The organism is Sporanaerobium hydrogeniformans (assembly GCF_002735925.1).
GTDB lineage: Bacteria > Bacillota > Clostridia > Lachnospirales > Cellulosilyticaceae > Sporanaerobium > Sporanaerobium hydrogeniformans.
This window is the reverse complement of sequence record NZ_PEDL01000008.1, coordinates 26,042-38,489: the sequence shown is the minus strand read 5'-3', so window position 1 is coordinate 38,489 and position 12,448 is coordinate 26,042. Positions and strand designations below refer to the sequence as shown.

Annotated in this window: 12 protein-coding genes; 2 read left to right on the top strand and 10 right to left on the bottom strand. The window is 33.3% G+C overall.

The annotated features are described in order from the left end of the window. Positions 1-148: 148 nt before the first annotated feature. The 4 genes from CS063_RS09055 to CS063_RS09040 all read right to left on the bottom strand — a co-directional run bounded on the left by CS063_RS09055 (position 149) and on the right by CS063_RS09040 (position 4,487). Complete coding sequence (locus CS063_RS09055) at positions 149-391, bottom strand: hypothetical protein (protein WP_099449378.1); 243 nt, start codon at positions 389-391, stop codon at positions 149-151. Positions 392-492: 101 nt separating this feature from the next. Continuing rightward, complete coding sequence (locus tag CS063_RS09050; protein WP_099449377.1) at positions 493-1,530, bottom strand: HD-GYP domain-containing protein; 1,038 nt, start codon at positions 1,528-1,530, stop codon at positions 493-495. Between the two features lie 136 nt (positions 1,531-1,666). Beyond that, positions 1,667-3,016, bottom strand: coding sequence for an NADP-specific glutamate dehydrogenase (gene gdhA / locus CS063_RS09045; RefSeq protein WP_099449376.1), 1,350 nt, complete (start codon positions 3,014-3,016; stop codon positions 1,667-1,669). A 121-nt stretch (positions 3,017-3,137) separates the two neighbouring features. Next, positions 3,138-4,487: a L,D-transpeptidase gene (locus CS063_RS09040; RefSeq protein WP_180270737.1), complete on the bottom strand. Its 1,350-nt coding sequence runs from the start codon at positions 4,485-4,487 to the stop codon at positions 3,138-3,140. A 198-nt stretch (positions 4,488-4,685) separates the two neighbouring features. On the opposite strand from CS063_RS09040, the gene CS063_RS09035 reads away from it, so the two are divergent. Beyond that, positions 4,686-5,273 (top strand): metallophosphoesterase family protein, encoded by a 588-nt coding sequence (locus tag CS063_RS09035; protein ID WP_099449374.1) that lies wholly within the window; start codon positions 4,686-4,688, stop codon positions 5,271-5,273. 28 nt (positions 5,274-5,301) lie between these two features. Here the strand turns inward: CS063_RS09035 and CS063_RS09030 are convergent, their stop codons facing one another. From CS063_RS09030 to CS063_RS09020, 3 genes are all read right to left on the bottom strand, one after another. Then, positions 5,302-7,263, bottom strand: a complete 1,962-nt coding sequence (locus CS063_RS09030) for a BMP family ABC transporter substrate-binding protein (RefSeq protein ID WP_099449373.1) — start codon at positions 7,261-7,263, stop codon at positions 5,302-5,304. A gap of 50 nt (positions 7,264-7,313) precedes the next feature. Then, positions 7,314-7,682 carry a hypothetical protein gene (locus CS063_RS09025; RefSeq protein WP_099449372.1) on the bottom strand — a complete coding sequence of 123 codons (369 nt, stop codon included), beginning with the start codon at positions 7,680-7,682 and terminating at the stop codon, positions 7,314-7,316. 97 nt (positions 7,683-7,779) lie between these two features. Beyond that, the gene (locus CS063_RS09020; protein WP_099449371.1) at positions 7,780-8,547 is read right to left on the bottom strand and encodes a DUF3298 and DUF4163 domain-containing protein; all 768 of its coding nucleotides are present in this window, start codon (positions 8,545-8,547) and stop codon (positions 7,780-7,782) included. A 190-nt stretch (positions 8,548-8,737) separates the two neighbouring features. On the opposite strand from CS063_RS09020, the gene CS063_RS09015 reads away from it, so the two are divergent. After that, positions 8,738-10,093 carry an aldehyde dehydrogenase family protein gene (locus tag CS063_RS09015; RefSeq protein ID WP_099449370.1) on the top strand — a complete coding sequence of 452 codons (1,356 nt, stop codon included), beginning with the start codon at positions 8,738-8,740 and terminating at the stop codon, positions 10,091-10,093. Here the strand turns inward: CS063_RS09015 and CS063_RS09010 are convergent. The 3 genes from CS063_RS09010 to CS063_RS09000 form a co-directional block, all read right to left on the bottom strand. Continuing rightward, positions 10,083-11,072 carry a tyrosine-type recombinase/integrase gene (locus tag CS063_RS09010; protein ID WP_099449369.1) on the bottom strand — a complete coding sequence of 330 codons (990 nt, stop codon included), beginning with the start codon at positions 11,070-11,072 and terminating at the stop codon, positions 10,083-10,085. The two genes, CS063_RS09015 and CS063_RS09010, sit on opposite strands and share 11 nt — an antisense overlap. Before the next feature lie 72 nt (positions 11,073-11,144). Then, positions 11,145-11,972, bottom strand: coding sequence for a formate/nitrite transporter family protein (locus CS063_RS09005; RefSeq protein WP_099449368.1), 828 nt, complete (start codon positions 11,970-11,972; stop codon positions 11,145-11,147). 70 nt (positions 11,973-12,042) lie between these two features. Then, complete coding sequence (locus CS063_RS09000; protein ID WP_099449367.1) at positions 12,043-12,441, bottom strand: hypothetical protein; 399 nt, start codon at positions 12,439-12,441, stop codon at positions 12,043-12,045. Between the last annotated feature and the right edge of the window lie 7 nt (positions 12,442-12,448).

The window sequence follows — 12,448 nt, the reverse complement described above, 5'->3', positions numbered from 1 at the left end:
TCTATGTGAACAAGTAAATTAGCAACTTTTTTATTATAACATGTTTAGAAAGAATACGGTGTACTTCTTAAAAAGGAATATGAAAAAGCCTCTAAAAAGATAAAACTAAAAGTCAATCTTTTTAGAGGCTCAATTTAAACTAGTAGCTTTAAGGTGTGGTTGTACTTGGTGTCATTGTACCTGGCGTCATTGTACCTGGTGTTATTGTGCCGGGTGTAACTGTACCGGGTGTAACTGTACCTGGTGTTATTGTACCGGGTGTAACTGTGCCTGGTGTTGTTGTTTGTATAGGTGTTGTTGTTTCAGGTGCTGGTGTTTCCGTAGTGGTTGTACAACCTACACATGTTAAACTCATGAGCACAAAACTGACAACTACTAAAAATTTTTTCATGAATAACTCGACTCCTTTTCTAAAAGTAATAATTATACGAGTATAGTATTGTCTTTTTTTAGTAGTTTATACATAAAATAGAATAATTTCAAAAAGTATAATTAAGTCAATTCAACTATTTTAATTGACCGTTCTGTTAATAGATCAATATATCTATTGTCAACTTTAATAATTGGACGATAGACACATGTTGGATTAATAGCAACAACTTGTCCAATTTCACCTGTGTTAAGGAGAACATAAACATCAATATAGTAGTTAGCCACATTATTTAAGAAACAGAGAAGTGTCTTTGTATCCATTTTACCATAAACACCTTCTTGCATAAGTTGCATCACATCAAAAGGTGATTGTTTTTTCTTATATGGACGCTCTGAAATCATAGCATCATAAGTATCAGCAATAGCAAGTACCTTTGCAATATCATTAATATTATCACCAAAAACACTGTAAGGATAACCAGAACCATCCATACGTTCATGATGCATCAATATGCCTACTTTTACATCTAAACTGATTTCTGTATGGTATTTTAGTAAATCGTAAGAGTATTGTGGGTGTTTTTTCATTTCTTCAAACTCTGTCGGTGTAAGTGGTCCAGGTTTATGCAAAATTTTAGGATCTATTTTCATTTTACCAATATCATGAAGTAAACCTGCAAGCAAAAGAGATTCAATCATTGTTGGACTAAACTTCATCCATTTACCAATTAACATGCTAAGTAGGGCTACATTAATGCTATGGGTATAGGTATATTTATCAGCTACCTTAAACAAATTAATGCATCCTACAATTTTAAAATTATCTTTAAATTCATCTAAAATATTATCTTTGATTTCTTTAAAAGATTCTACATCTACATCGTGACCTAAAGCAATTTGCTCAAGTAAGGGGGCAACTTCATCTGTATGAACTTCGTAACTGGCTAATGTTTCTTGTGGTAATTGCCAGACAGTATCCCAAGAATTTACAAAAATACCAACTTCAATAACTCTCCAATCAGCCAAAAGCTCAATATGTTCTGCTGTTAATACTTGTCTCTCCCCTACTAAAATAGTACCTGTTACTTTATTTCGTATCGCTTCTGATGTAATCATCCCTGGTAAACATTTGGATAATGGAAGTACTAATTTTTGCATACTACGTCCCCCAACAACTATTATATTTTTAAATGATCTACTATTATATTATAGTATATTATTTATTTAGACAATAGATAAATTAAAATGAAAAGCTCACTTCAAATGGAAGTGAGCTTTTCATGTTTATTATTTTTTAGTATGCAACGCCTTGCATATACATTGCATCTGCAACCTTTAAAAAGCCAGCAATATTAGCACCTAAAACATAGTTTTCTGCATCACCATACTTTTCAGCGGCTGCACGTGCATTATTATGGATATGTTTCATAATACCTTTTAGTTTTTCATCTACTTCTTCAAATGACCAGCTATAGCGCATACTATTTTGAGACATTTCAAGGCCAGAAGTTGCTACACCACCAGCATTTGCAGCTTTACCAGGAGCAAATAAAACTTTATTATCTAAAAAGACATCAACAGCTTCTGGTGTAGATGGCATGTTAGCTCCTTCTGCTACAGCAATAACACCATTTTTAACAAGTGTAAGAGCAGCTTCTTTATCTAACTCATTTTGGGTTGCACATGGAAGTGCAATTTGGCATGGAATAGTCCAAATACCATTGCAACCTTCATGGTAAGTTGCGGTCGGATGTGTTGTAACATATTCTTTAATACGTTTTCTTTCTACTTCTTTAAGTTGTTTAACAGCATTTAGGTCAATACCCTCTGGGTCATGGATATAACCATTAGAATCACTTAGAGCAACAACTTTACCGCCTAATTGCATAGCTTTTTCTGCTGCATAAATAGCTACATTTCCTGAACCAGAAATAACAACATCCTTTCCAACGAAAGATTCCCCTCTTGTAGCGAGCATTTCATCTGTAAAATAGCAACAACCATATCCTGTTGCTTGTGTACGCACTAAAGAACCCCCATAATTTAAACCTTTACCTGTTAAAACACCTGTAAATTCATTTTTTAAGCGCTTGTATTGACCAAACATAAAGCCAATCTCTCTTGCGCCTACACCAATGTCCCCAGCTGGTACGTCAGTATCTGCACCAATATGTTTAGCAAGTTCTGTCATAAAGCTTTGACAAAAGCGCATGATTTCATTATCTGATTTACCTTTAGGATCAAAGTCACTTCCACCTTTTCCACCGCCCATAGGAAGACTTGTTAAAGAATTTTTAAAAATTTGTTCAAAACCTAAAAATTTAATAACGCCAAGGTTTACAGATGGATGGAAACGTAAGCCTCCTTTGTAAGGTCCAATCGCACTGTTAAATTGGACACGATAACCACGATTTACTTGAACTTTCCCTTGATCATCTACCCATGATACACGGAAGATAATAACACGTTCTGGCTCTACTATTCTTTCAAAAATTCCAGCTTTTATATATTCTGGATGATTCTGTGCAACAGGTTCCATGCAAAGCAATACTTCACGAACGGCTTGATGGAATTCTGGCTGTGCAGGATGATTTTTTTCTACTCTGCTCATTAAATCTTGCATATATTCTGTGCGAAAATTCATAAATACTCCTCCTATATTTTTAGAATACGGTATATTAGTCCGCTAATTGCTATTTTAACATAAAATGTCAAAATATCAAGATACACTATTTATCTTATTGAATATTTTAGCATAAAAGTGATTAATGATGCAAAATAACCATTGTATGTATCATTACTTTCTCATAAAGCCAACGTGCATCTTCATCACTTAATACAATATTACCTGTTGTTTTTGTAAATCCTAGTTGATTAGGTGCATGATTTTTTACTTGCCAATAATTATCGCGTATAAGCCCTTGAAAACCAAACTGCTCTGTAAAGGGAAGCCAAAAATTTGCGCCTTCTTGCGTTTTACTATTAGTATAAACATCTTCTTTACTCTGTATGTAATAGGTACCTAGGGGTGTTTCTTTTTCATCTAGTCCTAAAGAACAAGGCATTGTTTTAATAAGTTTTGAACCTTGATACACTTTAACCTGAGGCGTTTTACTCACTTCTACTTCTAACCAAATTCTATTTTCTTCTAAGTCAACTGTTGTAAATGTAATCGTTTTCTTTTCACTTTTTTCGCCTGTTACTGCTTCAACTTGAAACTCAGCTGTATAGGTTGTTTGGGGTGCAAGCACCTTTTCAGCTAAAAAGAAGAGCTCATAGGGGGTTTTTAACTGTGCCTTAATGTTTTCACCATTGATTTTCAAAGTTCCTCCTATGACAGGTGTCTGTGTTTCCAAGGTGAAACGAGGATATAAACCAATCCATTTACTTTCAGAAGTTGGATAAGTCCCTGAAATAATTGGTTTTGTATCTGTTTGCAATAAAATAGAGTAATCTTCTTGCAATAAAGCACCTGATTGAGCAGGAAGCCCTTTTCTGAAAGAAAGGATATAGCGCCTGCCATTTTCTAAAGGCTCCTTAGGGGTAAAAATATAACACGATAAATCTTCTGATTCTTTCCCCTCTTGATTACTAAATCTTGCAGGCTTAATATAAAAACTTCCATCACATTCTAAATAATGATGTATTTTATTTTTATTCATAGGTGTGTTGAATCTTACATAAAAAGGACTTTCCGTAGCAATAAGCTTTTCACCCATTGGCTCTACTACTTGAACAGGTGTTTGAAACTGAATAGGTAGCGTCATACTTTTAGTGACAAAAGGAATAGTGCTTGGAAGCTCACGTACTACAAGCTGTACTTTTTGACCTTTTAAAACACTCTCTTCCTTAATATGTAGCTCAGCTACACTTGATGAGAGCCATTTTACCTGGTACTCAAACTTGCTTATATAAGGTGATTCGTAGATGATTTCTAATGCATCCTCTAACTGTTCCTGTACCATAGGAAATAAAAAGTTGATAGTTACTTTTGCCTCGTTAGGATACACTTCTACCCATGATAAATGAAAGTCTCTTGAGAACCAGATACAAATTAATAAAAGAATTATAAAAAAAGAAAAAAGGACATTTTTATTTTTGATTTGATGCATCATTTTCATCCCCCCAACTTGTCTACAACATATATATGATAAGAAAAAGTTGAACATGCCTTAAATTTATAAAAATCTAAAACCTGATTCATTTTCTTTTCTGTTGATAAAGCAAGCCATTTTAAAAGTAGGCAGTTTTTCTTTTTTAGTGTATAATCTAAATAAATAGAGTAAATTTTGGCGAAATAAAGGATGAATAGGATGAAAATACTTCTTGTATCTGATGTGGAAAGTACTTACCTTTGGGATTATTTTGATAAAAGTAAATTTGAAGATATTGATTGTGTCATTTCTTGTGGAGATTTAAAAGCTTCTTATCTCTCTTTTTTAGTGACTATGTTAGCGGTGCCTGTTTTTTATGTACATGGGAATCACGATAAGAATTATGGTAAAAAGCCCCCTGAAGGCTGTGATTGTTTGGAAGATAAGGTTATTCAATTTAATGGTTTACGCTTAGCAGGTTTAGGAGGCTCTATGGAATATACAGGTGGACCTCATCAATATACAGAAATACAGATGCAAAAACGTACAAAAAAATTAATAAAGCTTGCTAAAGGTTCTATCGATATTTTAGTAACTCATTCTCCTACTCTTTATCTAGGTGATGAACCAGATAGTGTTTGTCATAAGGGATTTAAAGCCTTCTATGATGTTTATGAGATTTTAAAACCCAGCTATCATGTATATGGTCATAATCATTTTACGTATGCTTCTAATGCTAAGCGTATCTTAAACTATAAAGAAATCACTCTAATTAATGGTTATAATTATTATGTTTTAGAACTTTAAAAAGGTGCTCCTCTTAGGAAGCACCTTTTTAATGTTTGATAAGTCCTCTCATATAGGAAAACGGGTCTGTTGGTTTTAAATCTTTTAAATCAGGAAGTTGACCGTCTACACCTTCTATCAGCCAATCCATATGAACAATATCTTCGTAATCTAATATTTCTCCTGACTTAACACGTAGCTGATGATACTGATCATAAAGTGGGCCCTCAAAAATAGTAAACTCATTACGAATAATAGATTTTTTAACACTTTCAATAAGAAGTTTCATTGGGTGATTGATTTGACGATTGGAATAAAGAAGATCAACAATACCGGTATTCATACCTAACCAAAAATTCATAGGAATTTCGGGATTACTTGATTCTTCATAAATACTTTTCCATGTACCATTTAAAATATTTTGTATAACCCGTTCATAAAAAACACCCCAATTCCAAATTGCCATGGCATAATGCGTTTTTTCTTGAGTCTTTTCATCTATTTTATAGACGCCATAGGTCTTAGAACTGTCTCCAGGAATAGGTAAATCTTCGTTAGAAATGATATCGGCGCCTTCCTCTCTTAAACGTTCTGCTACATGTAGTCCTCCTTCTGGGTTATCCCATCTATAGGTCCACATAGCCTTAACGGTAATACGTGGATTAACAGCACGTGCTCCTAGTGTAAAGGCGTTAATACTACTTACCACCTCTGAAATAGGATACGGAGCAACATAACCAATCGTATTGGTTTGAGTCATAGCCCCTGCAATCATCCCTAATAAATAACGTGGTTCATGTATCCTTCCATAATATAAAGTTAAGGATTTATAAGAATGTGTGGCTGCACAATTAAAAAATTTAATAGAAGGATATTCCATTGCAGCTTTGAGAGAAGGTGCTACAAAGGTAGGACTAGTTGTAAAAATAATATCATAGTTTTCTTGTGCTAACTGTTTTAAAGTCTCATAAGCACTATCATTTTCAGGTACATTCTCAATCTTAGTTGTTACAATTTGATGCTTGAAGCTATCACTAATATGTAACCTACCTAATTCATGAGCATATACCCATCCAGATTCTTTTGTTGTTTTAGCATAAACAAAAGCTACCTTAAGTATTTTCTTAGGTACGACTAAATCGGTAAGGGAAGTAAGTACACGTTTTTTAGGGCTTTGAATTTGATCAGTCTTTACATTGCTTGCTTCTTTTTCTAAAACTTTTAATTCACTCATTAGTTTTTTAATATTTTGCAAGTCTTTTTCAGGCGTAACTTCTACAGGAAGGCCATAGATTTTAATAAAAGTTAAAAAAGCATCCCCAGTAGTCATATCTAACTTTTGTCCCCCCTCTTCTAAATAAAGTTGGCGAAAGGGGCGATAAACATTTGCTAAAAAAGCTTTTTGATAATCTTCATCTTTTATTAATTCACCATATTGACGAATAAAGGTTAATAGTTCTGTAAAACGTCCTAATTCAGAAAACCAAATGGTATTAATTCCTGTATATTTATAAAAATTCATAAATTCATAATAAATGCTTGTTTTTTTATCTTCACTATCTTTTTTAGGTACAAGGCGTGTGACATAACCTCGAATAGTAGTACCTTGTACGAATTTTAACACACTCACCCTTTTGTTTCCCTCTATTACAAAAAAACGGTTAAGGTATTCATAAACTTTAATAGGGTCTGTAATGCCTTCTTTAATATGATGGGCATAAAGTGACATCCATTTAGAAGCAAACTCAGAATGAGGTGGCATAAGAGGCATAAAATTTTGTGCAAAGGAAATACTGCGTGAATGTGTATAAGTTCCTACGATTTTATCAATAGGAATATCAATAAGTCCTAGAGAGACTTCGGATGCTACATCAGGTGATTGAACAATATTATCTAATGCTTTTAAATAACCTGGTTCACCCTTAGACATTTGACTACTCCATGCTAATCGCCCACTTCGATAAGCCTGTTCATACACTACTTCTAACTCAGTATGATTGAGTGTATTCATTTTTTCACTCCTTACTTAACTAAAAAATATTTGCTAACAGGTATTGTTTTCTATTTCCTTGTAAAAACTTCTAATGAAGAAGTGGTTTCTCCCCAACTTAGCTCACGTCCTTCTATCTGATAAATCATTACAAAGGTCTTATCATCAATCTGATACTCCAATTGATTAGGTGAAAGAATATGATAAGTACCTAAAAGTGTTTTTCCTTCCTTAAGTACTTCTCCTTCTTCCGTGAAAGTAATAGTGTGTCCAGTTTCTTGGGATTTCCATTTTCCAACTAAAGTTGGTGTACTATAGTTTTCAGAGGCAGAAAGCATCCAGTAGCCTATAAAAATTATACTTATAATAAATATTCCCCAAATAATATTATTTTGATAACCTTTTCGTGAAGGTTTAGGAGATAAATAATGAAGTTCCATAGTATTTTCCTTTCTTTGATTGGCTAGGAATCTCTTCCCTCTTATCTTACACTACTTTTAAATAACTTACAATTTTTAATGGCTTTAAAAATATTGTTTAAGCTGCTTCCTTTAAATAAGGTGATAAGATAGCTTTTGGAATAGTAAATTCAACAATACCTGCTGCATAAGGTGCAATTTCATAGATGTTAAAAACAATAACGACATCTCCTTGTTTGTTAAGATAGAAGATTTGATGTTCAGAAATACTTACAAAGCCTTCAGCTCCTGAAAAAAAGTAAGCACCTTGAGCTTCTCTTTCTTGCATTTGTTTTTTAATTTCACCATTAATAACAGAAATATAATTGGTGTTTTCTTTAAATAAATCTTTTAAAGCTACTTTTTTTCCTAATGCAGTATCAATAACTAGATAATTTTGGTAACTTATACCATGTGCTCCTCCACTGTATTGATAATCGAAAAGACTTAATACTAAATAAGGAGAAGGAGCTTCTTTTACTGAATAGTTTTTAACAACTTCAAACTTAACAGGTGGTAAACCATCCTTTAAAAGATCTTTATTATACATTTCAGCTGTTTGAATAGCCGTTTTTTGAATTTTTTGAGCTTCTTCTAAAAAAGACTTATTCAGTTCTTTTTCAAACTTTTTTTGTTGAAGCCCTCTCAATTGAGGGATTTCTAAGCGAAGACTGAGCTCAGGGCGTTCGATTTGAATTTTTCTTGTCTCAATGGGTATGAGAGGCTTTTCAGCCATTACAAAAATAGCTGTACCTGGCACATCTCTAGAAGTTTTGGATTTGGCATAACTTGTAAATGGACAACTTAAACTAAGAAGTAGTATGATTAGCAGCACTTTATTATACATTTTTTATCCCCCTACAGTATGTGATTTATAAAATTAGTTTACCCTAATCTTCTACGACTATAAGAAGTAATGATTTGCAAATCTGCAAACTATTGTCTCATGTAAATGGAGGAAATAGTATCAATAAAAAAATGACTTCAAAGAAAAATAAGTTTATAATACAAGTAGAAATAAAAAATAGAGGTGATTTATGCAAAATTTATCTGAAAAAATTCAACAAATGCATTACTTTTTTTATAAAAGGAAAACATACGATATAGACTTTCGATTAAAGCATCTTAGAGAGCTTAAAAAACAAATTTTAGTTCATCAAGATGAAATTGCAAAGGCACTCTATAAGGATTTTAAAAAACCTGCCTTTGAGACCTATTTAACTGAGATTTATACTGTTGTAGCTGAACTTAATCATATAACAAAGTCACTAAAAAGTTGGGCTAAACCTACATTAAAACCAGGTGTACTTCCACTTTTAAAAAGTAGTCTGCGCATTTATAAAGAACCTTATGGGGTATGTCTTATTTATGCACCATTTAACTATCCTTTTCAATTAGCACTTACACCACTTGTTGGCGCTATTGCGGCAGGCAACTGCTGTATCCTTAAGCCTTCTGAACATACACCTGCTACAAACAAAATCATCCGAAAGATTTTACGCCAGGTTTTCCCTTCGTATTATGTATGTGTTGTTGAGGGAGATGCTCAGATCAGTCATCAGCTTCTTGAGCATCCCCTGGACTATGTTTTCTTTACAGGGGGCACACAAACAGCTAAAAAAATTATGGAAAAAGTAAGTCAGTCTCTTGTGCCTGTAACTTTAGAATTAGGTGGAAAAAGTCCTGTAATTGTAGATTATGATGCCAATATCCCCTTAGCTGCTAAACGAATCTTATGGGGGAAATTTTTAAATGCAGGGCAAACTTGTGTTGCTCCAGATTATGTACTAGTTCATGAAAATTGTGCGCAAAAATTACTTTTTGCGATGACTGCTTTATTAAAGAAAACATATCATGATCCTAAAAAAATGACACGTATTATTAATGAAGCAAGTTATGTGCGTTTGTTACAGTTAATAGATGAAGAAAAGATTTATTATGGAGGACACTTTAATACAGATGACTTGTATATTGAACCTACTCTGCTCTATCCTGTATCACCCAGTGATGCTTGCATGCAAGAAGAAATTTTTGGACCTATTTTACCTATTATTCCTTTCAAAAGCTTAGAAGGTGCATTGCGTCTTATAGAACGTTATCCTAAACCTTTGGCATGTTATTTGTTTGGAGAAGACAAAAGACGTCTTCGTTATTGGCTTAAACACCTTTCTTTTGGTGGGGGCTGTATTAATGATACGCTCTTGCACTTAACAAGTAGTCGTGTTCCTTTTGGTGGAGTGGGTTATAGTGGCATGGGCCAGTATCATGGTTATTGGAGCTTCCAAACTTTTTCCCATGAAAAAACAATTCTTACAAGTTCTCCTTACGAGTTACCTCTTCGCTATCCACCTTATACCAATAAGCTTCCAGTTATTAAGAAGCTTATTCGGTAAAGGAAGGCAGCTTTTTAAGTTGTTCTTCTTTGTTATGTGCATCGATTTCATGGGTATAAATAGAAAGTGTAATAGAAGGATTGCTGTGAGAAATTAATGAAGAGATCGTTGAAATATCCATATGTGCTGCAATGCAATAAGAGGCAAAAGTATGTCTAAATAAGTGAGCATGAATATGACGCCCAAGAATATTTGAGAGTTTATTCATTAAATCATGAAGAGTGCGTGTTGTAATCGGTTTTTTAGGATGAAGACGGCTTGGGAATAAATAATCACTTAAGAGGAGTCTGTGTATTTCTTGGTCTTGTAGTACTTCAAGCTGCTGCATATACTGGTTGAAGGCTTCTTTTAGAGAACTATGTATGGGAATTGGATTGTATTTATGACCTTTAGCTAAAAGAGTAATCTGTCCTGTTTTAAGTTGAAGATCTTGTTTTTTAAGTCCTACAATCTCACTTGCTCTTGCTCCAGTATAAAGAAGGAGCGCTACAAGAAGTTTATTCCTACAGGCATAATAATAATTAAATTGTTCATAACTTGTTGTAAGGGTATGTGCTTTTGTCTCTATTTCTTTTTCTAAATAAGCCCATAGTGTATGAATTTCCTCTTTACTTAAAATTTCTTTAGGTGCATTACTTTTTTTTGATTTAATAGGATCAATATATTCATGCAATCTTTCTTTACAAAGTCTTTTTTTATAACAAAACTCTAAGAAGCGACGTAATACTACTCGCTTACGTTTTAAAGAACTGGGTTTAAGCGTATTTATATGTATAAAATAGGTTTGAAAATCCTTAAAGCTGAGTTGGTCTAAGGTCATTTGTGCATCAAGGTATGCACGCCATTGGTTTAAATCTTGACTATAGGCACGAATAGAGTGTATTGAAAGTTGTTGGGTTTCTAATGATGTAATAAAATATACAATAGCTTCATCAATAAGCATCGTCTCTTTCCTTTCTTCACTTAAAGATACTATCATTTACTTGTTTACCTTAAAATAGGCTATTTAAACAGAAGAGGACTGCTTCAACACAGTCCTCTTCTGTTTAAATTAATTACTTTTTAAGTCTTTTTTAAAGATAAAATAATACATAATTCCAATGAAAAGTCCACCTAAAATATTACCAATAGTAACAGGCACTACATTATTAAACAAAAAATTCCCCCAGGTTAAAGTATTTACCTGATCGACTAAGTGGGCTGCTTCAACAAAAGCTTCGTTACCTTTTACAAATAAAGCAAGAGGGACATAGTACATGTTAGCTACAACGTGCTCTGCTCCACTAATTGCAAAAGCAAAAATAGAAAAGAAACCAGCAAAGACTTTTCCAGTTACATCCTTAGCACTATAAATCATCCAAATACCTGCACATACAAAAATATTACATAAAATAGCAAGGCAAAGTGCCTGAGTAAAAGGTAAATGTGTTTTTGAAAAAGCTGTTTTAAGCACATATCCTCCAAAGCGGTTATCGCTCATAGTAAGAAGCCCGCTGTTAGCAACTAAAAAAGCGATACTTACTGCTCCTAGGAAGTTACCAAATAAAACAATGGCTAAGTTTTTAATGAAAGCTATAATTGTTGTACGCTTATGGAAATAAGAAACAGCAATTAAACAGTTACCTGTAAAAAGATCAGCTCCATTAATAACGACAAACATTAATCCAATGGGGAATACGGCACCAGTTACTAATTTAGCTAAACCTTTATTAGCAATATCATGGGCTGCAACCGATGATGCAAAACCTCCTAATGCAATATAAACACCCGCCATAATTGCCATTAAAAGGACGATTTTAAAAGGACGATTTACTTTGTTGATGCCACCTTCAATCGTATACTCGGTAATTTCTAATGGACTTAAATAATTTTTGTTCATTGTATACACTCCTTTTCCAATTTACGAGTATACCATTTCGTTTCACAAAATTCAACATTTTTCACAGGGATTATTCTTTATCTTGCTTTTCTTGGTAGAAGGCTTCTAAGCGTGCATTAAAATCTTGTTGTATTTTTAGATTTTCTTCTTTTAAAAGTTGAATTTTCTCATTATTACTTAACTTCAATTCTAAAAGACTATTTTTTAATTCAAGTGCATGCGCATTACGAAGCTGTTTGATTTCTTCCTCATATTTAGCATGTAGATACTTCTTCTCTTCTTCTCCCTTTTCAATTTCTCGTTTAAGAAACCACATCTCAGAAGCTAGTTCATCATTTCTTTCCTTAAGTCTAGTATTTTCTTCATTACGTTCATCCATTTCTAATTTTAGACGCTGTAAGCTTTCTATTTGCTCTTTAAGCCGTTCAATTTCCTCTTCATACTTTGTGTGCAATAGTTGAGTATGCATCAATTGT